13 protein-coding genes and 1 tRNA gene are annotated in these 16,539 nt (G+C 70.2%); 7 read left to right on the top strand and 7 right to left on the bottom strand.

Annotated features, from left to right (window positions below; genetic code table 11):
- Nucleotides 1-52 precede the first annotated feature (52 nt).
- Together ACI3EY_RS15495 and rpsA are read right to left on the bottom strand one after the other, a co-directional pair.
- On the bottom strand, nucleotides 53-1,753 hold the full coding sequence (locus ACI3EY_RS15495; RefSeq protein WP_405037356.1) for a BCCT family transporter: 1,701 nt from the start codon (nucleotides 1,751-1,753) through the stop codon (nucleotides 53-55).
- A gap of 158 nt (nucleotides 1,754-1,911) precedes the next feature.
- Nucleotides 1,912-3,384, bottom strand: coding sequence for a 30S ribosomal protein S1 (gene rpsA / locus ACI3EY_RS15490; RefSeq protein ID WP_405037357.1), 1,473 nt, complete (start codon nucleotides 3,382-3,384; stop codon nucleotides 1,912-1,914).
- Between the two features lie 189 nt (nucleotides 3,385-3,573).
- Here rpsA and ACI3EY_RS15485 point away from each other — a divergent pair, with 189 nt between their 5' ends.
- From ACI3EY_RS15485 to ACI3EY_RS15465, 5 genes are all read left to right on the top strand, one after another.
- The gene (locus ACI3EY_RS15485) at nucleotides 3,574-4,428 is read left to right on the top strand and encodes a class I SAM-dependent methyltransferase (RefSeq protein ID WP_405041025.1); all 855 of its coding nucleotides are present in this window, start codon (nucleotides 3,574-3,576) and stop codon (nucleotides 4,426-4,428) included.
- Nucleotides 4,429-4,590: 162 nt separating this feature from the next.
- Entirely contained in the window at nucleotides 4,591-5,910 is a 1,320-nt protein-coding gene (locus tag ACI3EY_RS15480; RefSeq protein ID WP_405041024.1) for a branched-chain amino acid ABC transporter permease, read from the top strand.
- A gap of 18 nt (nucleotides 5,911-5,928) precedes the next feature.
- A complete protein-coding gene (locus ACI3EY_RS15475; protein WP_405037360.1) occupies nucleotides 5,929-6,906 on the top strand; it encodes a branched-chain amino acid ABC transporter permease in 978 nt (325 codons plus the stop codon).
- A gap of 31 nt (nucleotides 6,907-6,937) precedes the next feature.
- The gene (locus ACI3EY_RS15470; RefSeq protein ID WP_405041023.1) at nucleotides 6,938-7,810 is read left to right on the top strand and encodes an ABC transporter ATP-binding protein; all 873 of its coding nucleotides are present in this window, start codon (nucleotides 6,938-6,940) and stop codon (nucleotides 7,808-7,810) included.
- Entirely contained in the window at nucleotides 7,807-8,601 is a 795-nt protein-coding gene (locus ACI3EY_RS15465; RefSeq protein WP_405037362.1) for an ABC transporter ATP-binding protein, read from the top strand. Before ACI3EY_RS15470 ends, ACI3EY_RS15465 begins: the two co-directional genes overlap by 4 nt.
- A 94-nt stretch (nucleotides 8,602-8,695) precedes the next feature.
- On the opposite strand, the gene ACI3EY_RS15460 is transcribed toward ACI3EY_RS15465, so the two are convergent.
- Together ACI3EY_RS15460 and polA are read right to left on the bottom strand one after the other, a co-directional pair.
- The gene (locus tag ACI3EY_RS15460) at nucleotides 8,696-9,994 is read right to left on the bottom strand and encodes an ABC transporter substrate-binding protein (RefSeq protein ID WP_405037363.1); all 1,299 of its coding nucleotides are present in this window, start codon (nucleotides 9,992-9,994) and stop codon (nucleotides 8,696-8,698) included.
- Between the two features lie 152 nt (nucleotides 9,995-10,146).
- On the bottom strand, nucleotides 10,147-12,864 hold the full coding sequence (polA, locus tag ACI3EY_RS15455) for a DNA polymerase I (RefSeq protein WP_405041022.1): 2,718 nt from the start codon (nucleotides 12,862-12,864) through the stop codon (nucleotides 10,147-10,149).
- A 19-nt stretch (nucleotides 12,865-12,883) separates the two neighbouring features.
- On the opposite strand from polA, the gene ACI3EY_RS15450 reads away from it, so the two are divergent.
- Nucleotides 12,884-13,306, top strand: coding sequence for a PaaI family thioesterase (locus ACI3EY_RS15450; RefSeq protein ID WP_405041021.1), 423 nt, complete (start codon nucleotides 12,884-12,886; stop codon nucleotides 13,304-13,306).
- 12 nt (nucleotides 13,307-13,318) lie between these two features.
- Nucleotides 13,319-14,089: a DUF554 domain-containing protein gene (locus ACI3EY_RS15445; RefSeq protein WP_405041020.1), complete on the top strand. Its 771-nt coding sequence runs from the start codon at nucleotides 13,319-13,321 to the stop codon at nucleotides 14,087-14,089.
- A gap of 21 nt (nucleotides 14,090-14,110) precedes the next feature.
- Here ACI3EY_RS15445 and ACI3EY_RS15440 read toward each other — a convergent pair whose 3' ends face one another.
- The 3 genes from ACI3EY_RS15440 to pyk form a co-directional block, all read right to left on the bottom strand.
- Nucleotides 14,111-14,644, bottom strand: coding sequence for an ANTAR domain-containing response regulator (locus tag ACI3EY_RS15440; RefSeq protein WP_405037387.1), 534 nt, complete (start codon nucleotides 14,642-14,644; stop codon nucleotides 14,111-14,113).
- 232 nt (nucleotides 14,645-14,876) lie between these two features.
- Nucleotides 14,877-14,959, bottom strand: a tRNA-Leu gene (locus ACI3EY_RS15435).
- 79 nt (nucleotides 14,960-15,038) lie between these two features.
- Nucleotides 15,039-16,499, bottom strand: a complete 1,461-nt coding sequence (gene pyk / locus ACI3EY_RS15430; RefSeq protein WP_405041019.1) for a pyruvate kinase — start codon at nucleotides 16,497-16,499, stop codon at nucleotides 15,039-15,041.
- Between the last annotated feature and the right edge of the window lie 40 nt (nucleotides 16,500-16,539).

Below are 16,539 nucleotides of genomic sequence, written 5' to 3'. Positions count from 1 at the left end.
GGGCCACCCTCGTCAGGCGTGGTTCAGGACCTGGACAGGCCCCGTCCGCAGGTCAGCCGCTGGAGCGGCCGGTGCCCTCTCCCGGGACCGCGGCCTGCATCTCCTCGGCCTCCAGCGCGAGCTCACGGGCCAGCACCTTGCGCTTCACCCGTTCCTGCTCCTTGTCCTCGGCGATGAACGCCTTCACCAGGGAGATGCAGATCCCGATCATCACCACCGAGAACGGCACCGCCGTGATGATGGCCATCGTCTGCAGCGAGGCCAGGCCACCACCCTCGACCCCGGAGGCCGCACCGGCGACGATGAGCACCGCGGCGATGGCGCCCTCGAGCACGGCCCACATGACGCGGCTCCAGACCGGCGGGTTCGGGTCACCGCCGTTGGCGATCATGTCGACCACGTAGGACCCGGAGTCCGAGCTGGTGACGAAGAAGATGACGATCATGATGATCGCCAGGCCGGGCAGGAACGCCCCGCCGGGCAGCCCGTCCAACATCTGGAAGAGGGCCTCGTTCTCGGAGACCGAGCCGTCCGCGCCGATGATGCCGCCGTCCCCGACGATCTCGCGGTGCAGCGCCGTGCCGCCCATGATGACGAACCAGAGCGAGGTGAGCAGGGTCGGGACCAGCAGGACACCGGTGATGAACTCCCGGACCGTCCGGCCCCGGGAGATGCGCGCGATGAAGATCCCGACGAAGGGCGACCAGCTGATCCACCAACCCCAGTAGTAGGTGGTCCAGCTGCCCAGCCAGGACGGACCCTCCTCCTGGTAGGCGAAGGTGGAGAAGCTCATCGAGAAGAAGTTCTGCAGGTAGTACCCGAGGGACTGCACCATGTCGTTGAGCAGGAACTGCGTCGGCCCCACCGTCAGGACGAAGAGCAGCAGGAGACCGGCCAGCACCAGGTTGATGTTGGACAGCCACTTGATCCCCTTGCCGATACCGGACATCACCGACAGGGTGGCTACACCGGTGATGGCCGCGATCAGGCCCACCTGGAGCCAGGCACCGCTGCCGTCCTCGGTGAGACCGAGGAAGCTGATGCCGGCGCCCACCTGCGCCACGCCGAAGCCCAGCGAGGTGGCCACACCGAAGAGCGTGCCGACGATGGCGACGACGTCGATGACGTCCCCGATCCACCCCTCCACCCGGTCACCCAGGATGGGCTTGAGCGCCCACCGGATGGACACCGGCAGCTTCTTGCGGTGCACGGCGTAGGCGACGCCGAGGCCGACGATGATGTAGATGGCCCAGGCGTGCAGGCCCCAGTGCAGGAAGGTCCGGCCCATCGCCGCGTTCGCCATGTCGGCGTCCGACCCGCCGCCGGTCCCCGGGGGTGGCCCGGCGAAGTGGTACAGCGGCTCAGCGACGCCCCAGAACATGAGGCCGATCCCCATACCGGCGCTGAACAGCATGGCGAACCAGGACATGTAGCCGAACTCGGGCTTCTCGCCGTCGTTGCCCAGCGTGATGTGACCGTAGTCGCTGATCGCCAGCCAGAGGCTGAAGCCGACGAAGCAGACCGTCAGCAGCACGTAGTACCAGCCGATGCTGTTGACGACGACCTCGTTGGCCTTCTCCAGCCCGGAGTTCATCGCCTCCGGGAAGACGGCGGCGGCGAGGACGAAGACGAACACGAGGACGGCGGAGGGGTAGAACACCCTGGGCGCCAGCCCGCGGCCGGACCTGCCCTCCGGAGGTGAGGCCTCGACCTCGACCTCGGACGTGGGCGGGCTGTCTGAGGGGGATGTCACAGGATGCCTTTCTGCTGGGGGCGGGATCGGGATCGTTCGCTCAGGTCGAAGGCCTACGAAATGCGCAGGAACATTATCACAGCGTATTTCCAGGAACGCGGACGAGCCCGGCCCCTGACGGGGCCGGGCTCGTGCGTGATGACGACCGAGGGGGTCGCTCAGTTACCGGTGAGCTTCTCCCGGAGGGCGGCCAGCGCCTCGTCGGAGGCGAGGGTTCCGCCACCGTCCTCCTGGGTGTCCTCGGGGACGTCGGAGGAGTAGGACGCGGTCGTGGCCGGGGCCACCTCGACACCCTCGTCGGAGTCCGCGGCCTCGGCTGCGGCCTCGACCTGCGCCTTGTGGGCCTCCCAACGCTCGTGCGCGTCGGCGTACTCCTTCTCCCACTTTTCGCGCTGGGACTCGAAGCCCTCCAGCCACTCGTTGGTCTCCGGGTCGAAGCCCTCGGGGTACTTGTAGTTCCCCTGGTCGTCGTACTCGGCGGCCATGCCGTAGAGGGTCGGGTCGAAGTCCGCGGCCACGGCCTCGTTCGCCTGCTTCAGCGACAGCGAGATCCGGCGACGCTCCAGGTCGATGTCGATGACCTTGACGAAGACCTCGGCGCCCACGGTGACGATCTGCTCCGGCAGCTCCACGTGACGCTCGGCCAGCTCGGAGATGTGCACCAGGCCCTCGATGCCGTCCTCGACACGCACGAACGCGCCGAAGGGCACCAGCTTGGTGACCTTGCCCGGCACGACCTGGCCGATGGCGTGGGTGCGGGCGAAGGTCTGCCACGGGTCCTCGAGGGTCGCCTTGAGCGACAGGGACACGCGCTCGCGGTCCATGTCCACGTCCAGCACCTCGACGGTGACCTCGTCACCGACCTCGACGACCTCGCCCGGGTGGTCGATGTGCTTCCAGGACAGCTCGGAGACGTGCACGAGGCCGTCGACGCCGCCACCGAGGTCCACGAAGGCACCGAAGTTCACGATGCTGCTGACCGTGCCGGTGCGGACCTGGCCCTTGGTCAGCTCCTTCAGGAAGGTGGTGCGGACCTCGGACTGCGTCTGCTCCAACCACGCGCGGCGCGAGAGCACCACGTTGTTGCGGTTCTTGTCGAGCTCGATGATCTTGGCCTCGATCTCCTTGCCGACGTACGGCTGGAGGTCGCGGACGCGACGCATCTCGACGAGGGAGGCGGGGAGGAAGCCGCGCAGGCCGATGTCGAGGATGAGTCCACCCTTGACGACCTCGATGACGGTGCCGGTGACGACGCCGTCCTCTTCCTTGATCTGCTCGATCGAACCCCAGGCACGCTCGTACTGGGCGCGCTTCTTGGAGAGGATCAGCCGACCTTCCTTGTCCTCCTTCTGGAGGACCAGGGCCTCGACCTCGTCACCGACGGTGACGACCTCGGACGGGTCGACGTCGTGCTTGATGGCGAGCTCGCGCGAGGGGATGACGCCCTCGGTCTTGTAGCCGATGTCGAGCAGGACCTCGTCCCGGTCGACCTTGACGATGATCCCCTCGACGATGTCGCCGTCGTTGAAGTTCTTGATCGTCGCGTCGATGGCCGCGAGCAGGTCCTCCTCAGAACCGATGTCGTTGACAGCGATCTGAGAGATGGCCTTGTCGGCCGTGGTGGCAGTCATGTAGTAGGGGCTCCGATTGTGGACACGATGTATGGATGGACGTATGCGCTGTGGTCCCGCGCCGTTCCGGGCACGCCGGATCACACGAGACGAACCCTGACACCCTAGCGGGGCGCGGTGTCCCGGGTCAAAGACGGGCCGCCCGCCGCGCCTGCGCCGGCTGTGTCCGCTGCTGCCAGACTGGCCGCCGTGACCGACCCGTCCCAGGATCCCGCGCCGCTGCCCTCACCCGACCTGGTGTCCCGCCGCCACGCCACCCACGAGGAATCGGTGCGCGCCGCCCGCAGCTGGTGGGACACCGAGGCCGAGGACTACCACGCCGAGCACGGGTCGGCCCTGGGTGATGCGCAGCTGTGCTGGGGACCCGAGGGGTGGACCGAGGAGGACCTAGGGCTGCTGGGGACGGTCACCGACCGGGACGTCCTGGAGGTCGGCGGCGGCGCCGGCCAGGGCTCCCGGTGGTGCGCATCCCAGGGGGCCAGAGCGCTCTGCACCGACCTGTCCGCCGGGATGCTCCGGGTGGCACGGCGCCTGGACCGGTCGGCCGGGGCCGGGCCGGTCGCCGCGGCATACCTCCAGTGCGACGGCACCCGGTTGCCCTTCGCGGACGCCTCCTTCGACACGGTCTTCACCGCGCACGGCGTCCTCGCCTTCGTCCCGGACGCCGGGAGCGCGCTGCGCGAGTGGCGCCGCGTCCTGCGCCCCGGTGGCCGGTGCGTGGTGTCGCTGCCGCACCCGTTCCGCTGGGTCTTCCTCGACCTGCCCGGGGAGGAGGGGCTGGTGGCCCGGCACAGCTACTTCGACACCGCCGCCTACGTCGAGGAGACCGGCAGCGGGGTGGCGACCTACACCGAGCACCACCGCACCCTGGGCGAGCTGGTCCGGGCTGTCGCCGGGGCCGGCCTGGTCCTGACCGACCTGCGGGAGCTGCCGTGGCCGACCGGCCCCGACGGGGACCACGAGTGGGGGTCCTGGAGCCGGCTGCGGGGCGAGATCTTCCCCGGCACGGCCGTCCTGGTGTGCGAGCGACCCGACGACGGCTGAGCCACCGCCGGACGATCGCCGGCGCCACGGCATACCCGCTGGTCACGATCCGGACACGGTCCTCGACGGTCGCTACCCGAGGGGTGGGCGGTCGCCTATAGTCCGACTGTCGTGCGTGACCTGGCGCACACCCGTGACTCACAGGACCCGGCTGGAGGACCAGTGCACCTGACGACCCCTCGGCGGCGAACCCGCCGACGCCCGCCCTGGCCGCTGTTCGTCCTGTTCCTCCTCGGCCTGGTCCTGCTGGCGCCCGGGGCCGCGGTCGCGCAGGAGACCGACGACCCCTCGCAGGTGGCCCTGGAGGAGCACGACCAGAACATCGCCGTCAACGTGCGCTTCGACAACGCGCCGGTGGGTGAGGTGCGCGTGGTGGTCACCGGCGGTGACTACGAGGCCGAGGCGGTCACCGACGACCGCGGCCAGGCCCGCATCGGGGTGCCCACCACGGACCCCTACGAGGTGCTGATCGACGAAGAGAGCCTGCCCGAGGGCATCACCGTCAGCGGGGAGAACCCGCTGACCGTCACCTACGCCTCGCAGTTCTTCCAGCCAGCGAACTTCTTCCTCGGCGAGGGGGAGCGCGAGACGGTGAGCTTCACCGCCCAGCTCGTCGAGCGCCTGGTGAACGGGATCAACTTCGGGCTCATGCTGGCCCTGGCCTCGATCGGCCTGTCCCTGATCTTCGGCACCACCGGGCTGACCAACTTCGCGCACGCCGAGATGGTCACCTTCGGGGCGGTGATGGCGTTGGCCTTCTCGGTCTTCACCGGGTGGCCGATCTACGTGGCCATCCCGCTCGCGGTCGTCGCCAGCGCCGCCTTCGGCTTCAGCATCGACGCCGGCATCTGGCGACCGCTGCGCCGACGAGGGATCGGCCTGGTGCAGATGATGATCCTGACGATCGGCCTCTCGCTGGCCCTGCGCTACGTCTTCCAGTACTTCATCGGCGGCAGCACCTACCAGCTGCCCGGGGCCGGCGGCACCCGGCACCAGATCATCGGCCCGATCCGGCTCTCGACCATCGACATGGTGAGCATGGGCATCAGCGTCGTGGTGCTGGTGACGGTGGCCCTCTGGTTGCAGCGCACCCGGACCGGCAAGGCCACCAGGGCGGTGGCCGACAACCGGGCCCTCGCCTCGGCCAGCGGCATCGACGTCGAGGCCGTCACCCGGATCGTCTGGATGGCCGGTGCCGCGCTCGCCGGTCTCTCCGGTGTCCTGTGGGCCTACTTCCGGCCCGGGATCAAGTGGGACATGGGCGTGCAGATCCTGCTGCTCATCTTCGCCGCCGTCTGCCTCGGCGGGCTCGGCACCGCCTTCGGCGCCCTCATCGGTGCCCTCGTCATCGGGATCCTCGTGGAGGTCTCCACCCTCTGGCTCCCCTCGGACATCAAGTACGTGGGCGCCCTCGGTGTCCTCATCCTCATCCTTCTCGTCCGGCCCCAGGGGATCCTGGGCCGACGAGAGCGGATCGGTTAGCGGCAAGGGAGACCTGACATGGACTGGGGTTCCATCCTCAACAACACGGCCAGCTTCATCCTGTCCCCGGAGACCATCGGGTTCATGCTGGCGGCCCTCGGCCTGGCCGTGCACTTCGGGTATGCCGGGCTGCTCAACTTCGGGATGGCCGGCTTCATGGCGATCGGCGCGTATGCCTACGCCATCTCGATCCTGTCGTTCGGCCTCCCCTGGTGGCTGGCGATCGGGATCAGCATCGTGGGTGCCGTCATCTTCGCGGTGATCCTCGGCATACCCACCCTGCGGCTGCGCGCGGACTACCTCGCGATCGTGACCATCGCGGCCGCGGAGATCGTCCGGCTGCTCTTCCAGACGCGGCTCTTCGAGGCGTACACCAACTCCGCGGACGGGCTCGGCGGCTACCACGCCGGCTTCCGTGAGGCCAACCCCCTGCCCGACGGCACCTACGGGGTCGGCGCATGGACCTTCACCGCCGACCAGTGGTGGGTCAGGCTGTTCGGCCTCGGCCTGGTCGTGGTGGGCGTGCTGGCGGTCTGGTTGGTGATGCGCAGTCCCTGGGGGCGGGTGCTCAAGGGCATCCGGGAGGACGAGGACGCGGTCCGGTCGCTGGGCAAGAACGTCTACCTCTACAAGATGCAGGCGCTGATCTTCGGTGGGGTGCTGGGGGCGCTCGGCGGTGTCGTCATCGCCCTCCCCGCCGCGGTCATCCCCCAGTACTACCTGCCGAGCCTGACCTTCTTCGTCTGGACCGCGCTGCTGCTCGGCGGTGCGGCGACCCTCTTCGGGCCCATCCTCGGGGCCGTCCTCTACTGGGGGCTGATGGCCTTCCTGGCCGGTGTGCTGCCGGCGATGGCCAGCGAGGGCTGGCTGCCGATGACGGCCACCCAGGCCGGGTACGTCCGGTTCATCATCGTCGGTGTCGCCCTCATGCTGCTGGTCGCGTTCCGACCACAGGGCATCCTGGGCAAGAAGAAGGAGATGACCTTTGTCAAGTGAGCAGCCTCCGACCCCACCGACGGAGACGCCGGTGCACCCGGACCACGACCTGGCCACCGGCCCTGCCGTCCCCGGCGTGCCCAAGCGGGACCCGATCCTGGTGGCCGACGACATCTCCCGCTCCTTCGGCGGCATCACCGCCGTCGACGTGCAGCACGTGGAGATCCCGCGGCACGCGATCACCGCCCTGATCGGACCCAACGGGGCGGGCAAGACCACCCTGTTCAACCTGCTCTCCGGCTTCGACCGGCCGAACTCCGGGTCGTGGCAGTTCAACGGACGCGCGCTGGCCGGGGTCCCCGCCTTCAAGTCGGCGCGGATGGGCCAGGTCCGGACCTTCCAGCTCACCAAGGTGCTGCAGCGGCTCACCGTGCTGGAGAGCATGAAGCTCGGTGCCACCGGGCAGAAGGGCGAGAGCCTGCTGTTCAGCGTGCTGCCCTTCCTGTGGCGCCGCCAGGAGCGTGAGATCGAGCAGCGGGCGCTGGAGCTGTTGGAGCGCTTCAGGCTGCTGGACAAGAAGGACGACTTCTCCGCCTCCCTCTCGGGCGGTCAGCGCAAGCTGCTGGAGATGGCGCGCGCCCTGATGACCGAGCCGGAGTTCGTGCTGCTCGACGAGCCGATGGCCGGGGTGAACCCGGCCCTGGTGCAGTCCCTGCTGGAGCACGTCCTCAACCTCAAGCAGCAGGGGATGACCGTGCTCTTCGTCGAGCACGACATGCACATGGTCCGGCACATCGCGGACTGGGTGGTGGTGATGGCCGAGGGTCGCGTCGTGGCCGAGGGTCCACTGGACGAGGTCATGCGGAACGAGGCCGTCATCGACGCCTACCTCGGCAGCCACCTGGACCAGGACATCGGTGTCATCACCGGCCGCTACGACGAAGAGGGGAACCGGGTCGGATGAGCCAGAGCCTCGAGGAGACCACCAGCCCGGCCCCCGGCGCGCCCGAGGGGCGTACCCCGGTGGTCGACGTCCAGCAGGTCACCGCCGGTTACCTGCCCGGCATCGACATCCTCACGGACACCAACCTGCAGGCCTACGACGGTGAGCTGATCGGCATCATCGGCCCCAACGGCGCCGGCAAGTCGACGCTGCTCAAGGCCATCTTCGGCCTGGTCAAGGTGCGCAAGGGAGCGATCCGGCTGCGCGGCGAGGAGATCACCAACCTCAAGGCCAACCAGCTGGTGGCCAAGGGGGTCGGCCTGGTGCCGCAGACGGAGAACGTCTTCCCCACCCTCACCATCCAGGAGAACCTGGAGATGGGGGCATACCAGCGGCCGGCCGCGGTCCGGGAGAGCCTGGAGTTCGTGCTGGACATCTTCCCCGCCCTCAAGGACCGCCTCGGCCAGGTCGCCGGGTCGCTCAGCGGTGGCGAGCGGCAGATGGTCGCGATGTCCCGCGCCCTGATGATGCGGCCCGACGTGATGCTCCTGGACGAGCCCTCGGCAGGGCTGTCCCCGGTGCGCCAGGACGACGCCTTCATCCGGGTGTCCTCGATCAACCAGGCCGGGGTGACCACCATCATGGTCGAGCAGAACGCCCGCCGCTGCCTGCAGATCTGCGACCGGGCCTACGTCCTCGACCAGGGCCGGGACGCGCACACCGGGCCGGGCCGGGAGCTGCTGCACGACAAGAAGGTCATCGGTCTGTACCTGGGCACCCTCGGTCAGGACACCGGCACCGACACGCACTGACGGCCGTTCGCGAGCCGCCCCTGCCAGGGCCGGCCACCGTGCACGGCGAAAGGCCCCCGGGACCGTGGTCCCGGGGGCCTTCGTCACGCCGTGCTCAGTTCTGGCGGACCAGCTGGTTGTTGGCGTCGTACTCGAAGATCCCGATGGTCGCCTCGGTCGGGTCACCGTTCTCGTCGAAGGAGATCGGACCGGACGGACCGTCGTAGTCGACCACGCCACCGTCGACGATGATCTGCGCGGCCTCGGCGAAGTCGCTCACCGTCTCACCCTCACCGGCACCACCGGAGACCTCCTGCATCTTGGACGCCATCTCGGGGCCCTCGACGGAGTTGGCCGCCAGCGCCGCGAGCGCGGCCAGGACCACGGCGTCGTAGGACTCGGCCGCGTAGTTCCAGTCGCTCAGCTCGTCGTTGCCGGCCTCGGTCCAGACCTCGTTGAGCTGGTCGCGGAAGTCGTCACCCAGGTCCGGCCCGGGCTGGGTCCCCTTGGAGCCCTCGAGCAGGCCCTCGTCGAAGTCCTCGCTGTAGTCCGCGATGTTGCCGTCCACGAAGTACAGGCTGCCGGTGTCGAACCCGGCGGCGTCGATCGCCGGGATGATCGTCTTCGCCTCGTCGAAGGTGATCAGCGCGATCGCGTCCGGGTTCTCCGCCATGATCGAGGAGATCTGGGCGTCGAAGGTGGTGTCCCCGGCGTTGTACGACTCGGAGGCGACGATCGCACCGTTGGCGGCCTCGAAGGTCTCCGTCAGCTGTGCCTCCAGCCCCGTGCCGTAGGCGTCGTTGAGGTAGAGGATGCCCAGGTTCTGGACCCCGTCGGAGGCGATCATGTTGCCGAGCACCTCCCCCTGCAGCAGGTCCGAGGGCGCGGTGCGCCAGTAGAGGTTGTCGTCGTCCCAGTCGGTGAACTCGGGCGAGGTGTTCGCCGGCGAGATCATCAGGACCTCGGCCGCCACGACCTCGTCGATGAACAGCTTGGACACCCCCGAGGAGGCGGCCCCGACGATCACCTGGACACCGTCGTTGAGGAGCTGGGGGACGGTGGTCGCGTAGGCGCGGTTGTCGGGGTCACCGGAGTCACCGAGGGTGACGTTGACGGTGATCCCGAGGTCTGCCTCGTTGATGTGCTTCTCGGCCAGCAGGACACCGGCCTCCTCGGGCGGACCGAGGAAGGCCAGCGCGCCGGTCTGCGGCAGCACGGTGCCGACCTCGAGCGTGAGGTCGCGCTCGCCGGCCTCGCCGGAGGCCTGCTCGCTCTCACCCTCGTCGGTGCTGCCTCCGGCCTCGGCGTCGGCGTCGCCGCCCCCACACGCCGCCAGCAGCAGCGTGGTCGCCGCCAGTGCTGCGATGCCTCGTGCCGTCACGGCGGCGCGGGGACGTGATCTCGTTGGGCTCATGGTGCTCCTTCGTCACAGGTGCGTGGCTGCGCGCCACGCGTAGGCTGAACCTAGGTCGGTCACCCACACTGCACAAGCACCCGGAGCACATCGCGCCCGAATTGTGCCCACATCGTTATCAGCGCCGCTGACCAGCGACGACGCGGGTCGGCTCAGTGGGCGGCCTCGTGCCACGTCCGGCCCACCCCGACGCTGACCTCCAGGGGCACGGTGAGGTCGGCGGCGGCCCCCATCTCGGCGCGGACCAGGGCCTCGACCTGCTCCTGCTCGCCGGGCGCGACCTCCAGCACCAGCTCGTCGTGCACCTGCAGCAGCATCCGGGTCGCCAGCCCGGCCTCCCGCAGCGCGGTCTCGGTGCGCAGCATCGCCACCTTGATGATGTCGGCGGCCGACCCCTGGATGGGCGCGTTCAGGGCCATCCGCTCGGCCATCTCCCGACGCTGCCGGTTGTCGCTGGTCAGGTCGAGCAGGTGCCGGCGGCGGCCGAGGATGGTCTCGGTGAAGCCGGTACGACGCGCCTCGTCGACGATGTCGCGCAAGTAGTCCCGGACGCCGCCGAAGCGCTGGAAGTACTCCTCCATCAGGTCCTTGGCCTCGGCCGTGGAGATGCCCAGCTGCTTGGACAGCCCGAAGGCGGACAACCCGTAGGCCAGGCCGTAGCTCATCGCCTTGACCTTGGAACGCATCTCCGGGGTGACCTCGTCCTGCTCGACCCCGAAGACCCGGGACCCGACGAAGCGGTGCAGGTCCTCCCCCGCCGCGAACGCCTCGATCAGCCCGGCGTCGCCCGACAGGTGCGCCATGATCCGCATCTCGATCTGGCTGTAGTCCGCGGACATCAGGGTGTCGTAGGTGAGCCCTCGGGAGGCGTCCGCGCCCACCACGAAGATCTCCCGGATGCGCCTCCCGGCGGCGGTCCGGATCGGGATGTTCTGCAGGTTGGGCTCGGTGGAGCTCAGCCGGCCGGTCGCGGCGATCGTCTGCTGGAAGGTGGTGTGGATCCGGCCGTCGTCGGCCATGGACTTGATCAGACCCTCGGCGGTGACCCGGAGCCGTGTGCTGTCCCGGTGCCGCAGCAGGGCCTCCAGGAAGGGGTGCTCGGTCTGGGCGTAGAGACCGGCCAGGGCGTCGGCGTCGGTGGTGTAGCCGGTCTTCGTGCGCCGGGTCTTGGGCAGCCCCAGCGTCTCGAAGAGCACCACCTGCAGCTGCTTGGGCGACCCCAGGTTGACGGTGTCGTCGCCGATGGCCTCCCAGGCGTCCTGGCGGGCCTGCTGCATACCGTCGGCGAACTCCTGCTCGAGCCGTTCCAGGGCCGGCAGGTCGATGGCGATCCCGGCCTGCTCCATCCGCCGCAGCACCCCCACCAGCGGCAGCTCCACCTGCTGCAGCAGGTGCCGCTCCTCCTCGTCCGCCAGCTCGTCGTCGAGCACGACCGACAGGTCGTGCACCGCACGCGCGTGCACCATCGCCGAGCGCGCGGCGGCCTCGTCGCCGTCGCCCTCGCCGAGGTCGAGGTCGAGCTCGCCCTGCGACTGTGCGGTCTGCTCGTCACCGGCGCCGAGACGCAGCTCCCGCCGCAGGTGCCGCAGCGACAGGTCGGCCAGGTCGTAGGACCGCTGGTCGGGACGGTCCAGGTAGGCGGCGAGCGCGGTGTCGCTGACGATGCCCTCGACCGGCAGCCCGACCGCCTCCAGCGAGGCCACCTGGGCCTTGGCGTCGTGCAGCACCTTGGGCCGCTCGGCGTCCGCCAGGTATGCCGCCAGCGCCTGCTCGTCCTGCGGGTCGCTCGCGGGCAGCGCCAGGTAGGCCGCGTCCGCCTCCCCGGCCAGCGCCAGCCCGGTCGCCTCACCCGGCCCGGCCGGGGTGCGCGGACCTGCCTCGACGACCACCGCCAGCCGGAGACCGGGGGCCCCGTGCTGCTGCACCCAGGCGTCGAGGGTCCCCGGCTCCAGCAGGGTCCCACTGACCTCGATCCCGTCCTCGGCCTCCTCCTCCGCCGACTCCAGGGTGGCGAACAGCCGGTCCCGCAGCACCCGGAACTCCAGCCCGTCGAAGACCCGGTGGACCTCCTCGCGGTCCCACCCCCGGGTCTCCAGGTCCGCGATCCCCACCGGCAGGTCGACGTCGGCCACCAGCTGGTTCAGCCGGCGGTTGCGCAGCACCTGGTCCAGGTGGTCGCGGGTCGACTGGCCGGCCTTGCCGGTCAGCCGGTCCGCGTGGTCGACGATCCCGGACAGGTCACCGAACTGGCCGATCCACTTGGCCGCGGTCTTCGGGCCCACCCCCGGGACCCCGGGCAGGTTGTCGCTGGACTCCCCCACCAGGGCCGCCAGGTCGCTGTACCGCTCGGGCGGCACCCCGTACTTCTCCTGCACCGCCTCCGGCGTCATCCGGGCGAGGTCGGAGACACCTTTGCGCGGGTAGAGCACGGTGGTCCGGGCGTCGACCAGCTGCAGGGCGTCCCGGTCCCCGGAGCAGATCAGCACCTCCATGCCCTCCTCCCGGGCCCGTGAGGTGAGGGTGGCGAGCACGTCGTCCGCCTCGAAGCCGTCCACCTCGACATGGGTGATCCGCAGGGCGTCCAGCACCTCCTTGACCAGGTCCACCTGGCCGCGGAACTCGTCGGGGGTCGTCGCCCGTCCGGCCTTGTACTCGGCGTACTCCTGGGTGCGGAACGTCTGCCGGGAGACGTCGAAGGCGACCGCCAGGTGGGTCGGTGCCTCGTCCCGCAGCAGGTTGATCAACATCGAGGTGAAGCCGTACACGGCGTTGGTGCTCTGCCCGGTGGTCGTGGAGAAGTTCTCCACCGGGAGCGCGAAGAACGCGCGGTAGGCGAGGGAATGTCCGTCCAGCAGCAGCAAGCGACTCACGCATGGCAGCCTATGTCCCATGACCGACACCCCACACCCCGCGTCCCCGCAGCCCGACGTCGCCCGGGGGGACCTGGCCGAACGGATGGGTATGCAGCTGATGGAGGTCTCCGCGCAGCGCACCGTCGCGACGATGCCGGTCCGGGGCAACACCCAGCCCTACGGGCTGCTGCACGGCGGGGCCTCCGCGGCGCTCGCCGAGACAGTCGCCTCGGTGGCCGCCGCCACCCACGCCGGACCGGGCCGGATCGCCGTCGGGATCGACCTGAACGCGACCCACCACCGGGCGGTCCGCACCGGCACCGTGACCGCGGTGGCGACCCCGTTGTCGCTGGGGCGCTCGGTGGCCAGCTACGAGGTCGTCGTCACCGACGACGACGGGGAGCGGGTCTGCACCGCGCGGCTGACGTGCGCCGTGCGCGACCAGCCGCCGGCGCGCTGAGCCACGCCGTCGGTGGACACCCTCTTCCCCGGCGCGGGGACCGCGCTGAACGTCGTCGCGGTGCTCCTCGGCGGGACCCTCGGGATGGCGGCCGGGCACCGGCTGCCGGCCAGGGTCCGCACGGTCGTCACCGACTCGCTCGGGCTGGTCACCCTGGTGGTGGCCTTCGTCTCGGCGCTGGAGATGACCTCCCCGGTGCTGGAGGCCGATGTCGGCCGCGGGGTGCCCGTGCTGATCGTGCTGGGCAGCCTGGTGCTGGGCGGCATCATCGGGTCCCTGCTGCGGATCGAGGAGCGGCTGGCCGGCCTGGCCGACCGGGTCCAGCGCCTCGTCGCCCGTGGCGGCGAGGCCGCCGGGGAGCGACCCGGTGCCCGTGAGCGGTTCATCGAGGGGTGGCTGACCGCCTCGCTGCTGTTCTGCGTCGGCCCGCTGACCATCCTCGGGTCCCTCTCGGACGGGCTCGGGCAGGGCATCGACCAGCTGGTGCTGAAGTCGGCCCTGGACTTCTTCGCCGCGCTCGCCTTCGCCTCCACCTTCGGCGTCGGCGTGCTGCTCTCGGCGGTCTCGGTGGCCGTCGTGCAGGGCTCTCTGACCCTGCTCGGGTTCGGGCTGGGGGCGGTCGTGCCGGAAGCGCACATCGCCGCGCTGACGGCCGTCGGGGGCGTACTGCTGATCGGGATCGCGCTGCGGCTGCTGGCCGTCCGGCAGCTGCCCGTCGCGGACCTGCTCCCGGCGCTGCTGGTGGCCCCGGTGCTGGTCTCGTTCGCCATGGCCCTGGGCTGACCGGGGCCGGGCGGACGAGGGCTACTTGCTGCCGGGCATCCCCGCGATGACGGCGTCCGCGACCTCACGCATGGAGAGCCGGCGGTCCATCGCGGCCTTCTGGATCCACCGGAAGGCGTCGGCCTCGCTGAGCTTGAGCTGGTTCATCAGCAGGCCCTTGGCCCGGTCGACCCGCTTGCGGGTCTCGAAGCGCTCGCCCAGGTCGGCCACCTCGGCCTCGAGCGCCTTGCGCTCGGCCCAGCGGGCCCGGCCGATGTCGATCGCCGGCAGCACGTCCGCGGCGCTGAACGGCTTGACCACGTAGGACATGACACCGGCGTCGCGGGCGCGCTCCACCAGGTTCTTGTCGCTGAACGCGGTGAGCATCACCACCGGAGCGAGGCCGTCGCGGCCGATCTGCTCGGCCGCGGAGATGCCGTCCATCCCGGGCATCTTGATGTCCATGACCACCAGGTCCGGGGTGGTCTCCTGCGCCAGGGCGATGGCCTGCTCCCCGTCGGAGGCCTGACCCACGATGACGTGACCGGCCTCGGTCAACATCTCGGCCAGGTCCATCCGGATGAGGGCCTCGTCCTCGGCGAGCACGATCCGCAGGCCGGTCTCCGCCCCACCCGTTCCCCCGCCGTCGGCTGCGGTCCCGTCGCCGGCCGCGGTGCTGGTGACCTGGTCGGCACCGCCCTGCTCCGGCTCGTCCGGCGGGGTGGTCTGCGTCTGCGCGTCACTCACGGCGAGAACCCTATCGTGTCTGCGGTGGGGCCGAACCGGCAGCGGCCGGTCGGTACGTGGGTGCCGGGAGCGGGACTCGAACCCGCACGCCCTGTCGGGCAGAGCATTTTGAGTGCTCCGTGTCTGCCATTCCACCACCCCGGCCGGGGGGACGTCGCCCCGGGAGGGACGCGTCACGCGACCGGCACAGCATACCGGTCGGCAGGGCCTCAGCCCTCGACCCTCAGGTCTCCGGGTCCAGCCGGTATGCCGGTGCGTTGCCGAGCACGGCGTCCCCGACGCGGTGCATCCGCAGCGCGTTGGTGGTGCCGGAGACCCCGGGCGGGGAGCCGGCGACGATCACCACGATGTCCCCCTCCTTGCAGCGTCCCTCGCGCAGCAGCGTCTGCTCGACCTGCATGACCATCTGGTCGGTGTGCCAGACGAAGGGCACCAGGAAGGTCTCCACGCCCCAGGTCAGGGCCAGCCGCGACCGGGTGTGCTGCTCGGTGGTGAACGCCAGCATCGGGGTCCCGGGTCGGACCCGCGCCATCCGGGTCGTGGTGTCACCGCTCTGGGTGAAGGTCACCAGGAACTTGACCTGGTCCCCGAGCGCGTCCGCCAGCGAGATGGCCGCGCGGGTCACCGCGCCACCCGGGGTCCGGGGCTTGCGCGCGATCGGCGCGATGCGGTGCAGCCCGTGCTCCTCGGTGCTGGCGATGATGCTGGACATGGTCTCGACGGCGCGTACCGGCCAGGCCCCCACCGAGGTCTCCCCGGAGAGCATGATGGCGTCCGCCCCGTCCAGCACGGCGTTGGCGCAGTCGCTGGCCTCGGCCCGGGTGGGACGCGGGTTGTCGATCATCGACTCGAGCACCTGGGTGGCCACGATGACCGGCTTCGCCTTCTCCCGGCACAGCTGGATGGCGTCCTTCTGGACCAGTGGCACCTGCTCCAGCGGCAGCTCTACACCCAGGTCGCCGCGGGCGACCATGATCCCGTCGAAGGCGTCCACGATCTCGCCGAGGTTCTCGACCGCCTGCGGCTTCTCGATCTTGGCGATGATCGGCAGCTGGCGGCCCTCCTCGTCCATGATGGCCCGCACCGCGTCGGCGTCGGCGGCCGAGCGGACGAAGGACAGCGCGATGAAGTCCGCCCCGTGCTGGATCGCCCAGCGCAGGTCCTCCTCGTCCTTGTCCGACATGGCGGGCACGCTGACCGCGGCGCCGGGCAGGTTGATGCCCTTGTTGTTGGACACCACCCCGCCGATGACGACCTCGCAGACGACGTCGGTGTCGGTCACCGAGGTGGCGCGCAGCATGACCTTGCCGTCGTCGATGAGGAGCTCGTCACCGGCTGAGACGTCGCCGGGCAGCCCAGGGTAGGTGGTGCCGACCTCGTCGCGGTCGCCGCCCACGTCCCGGGTGGTGATGGTGAAGGTGTCGCCGTGGGCCAGCGTCACCGGCCCCTGGGCGAAGGTCCCGGTACGGATCTTCGGTCCCTGCAGGTCGGCCAGCACGGCCACCGCGTGCCCGGTCACGTCGCTGGCCTGACGCACCCGCAGGTAGCGGTCGTAGTGCTCCTCGTAGGAGCCGTGGGAGAGGTTCAACCGGGCGACGTCCATACCGGCCTGGACGAGCGCCTCGATCTGCTCGTAGGAGTCGGTGGCAGGGCCCAGGGTGCAGACGATCTTGGCGCGACGCATGAGTTCCACCCTAGTCCTCCTCCCCCGCCCACCGGACATC

Origin of the sequence: Serinicoccus shuyuelongi, assembly GCF_045032955.1 — a bacterium.
In the GTDB taxonomy this organism is placed as follows: Bacteria; Actinomycetota; Actinomycetes; order Actinomycetales; family Dermatophilaceae; genus Ornithinicoccus.
Note: the sequence above shows the minus strand (reverse complement) of the source record. Positions and strands in the feature narration are given on the sequence as shown.

What these genes read in the sequence shown, in the direction of transcription:
- ACI3EY_RS15450 (WP_405041021.1), top strand. Translation starts at nt 12,884, where the DNA reads ATGACCGACACCCCACACCCCGCGTCCCCGCAGCCCGACGTCGCCCGG.
- pyk (WP_405041019.1), bottom strand. Translation starts at nt 16,499, where the DNA reads ATGCGTCGCGCCAAGATCGTCTGCACCCTGGGCCCTGCCACCGACTCC.
- rpsA (WP_405037357.1), bottom strand. Translation starts at nt 3,384, where the DNA reads ATGACTGCCACCACGGCCGACAAGGCCATCTCTCAGATCGCTGTCAAC.
- ACI3EY_RS15475 (WP_405037360.1), top strand. Translation starts at nt 5,929, where the DNA reads ATGGACTGGGGTTCCATCCTCAACAACACGGCCAGCTTCATCCTGTCC.
- ACI3EY_RS15440 (WP_405037387.1), bottom strand. Translation starts at nt 14,644, where the DNA reads ATGGACCTGGCCGAGATGTTGACCGAGGCCGGTCACGTCATCGTGGGT.
- ACI3EY_RS15465 (WP_405037362.1), top strand. Translation starts at nt 7,807, where the DNA reads ATGAGCCAGAGCCTCGAGGAGACCACCAGCCCGGCCCCCGGCGCGCCC.
- ACI3EY_RS15460 (WP_405037363.1), bottom strand. Translation starts at nt 9,994, where the DNA reads ATGAGCCCAACGAGATCACGTCCCCGCGCCGCCGTGACGGCACGAGGC.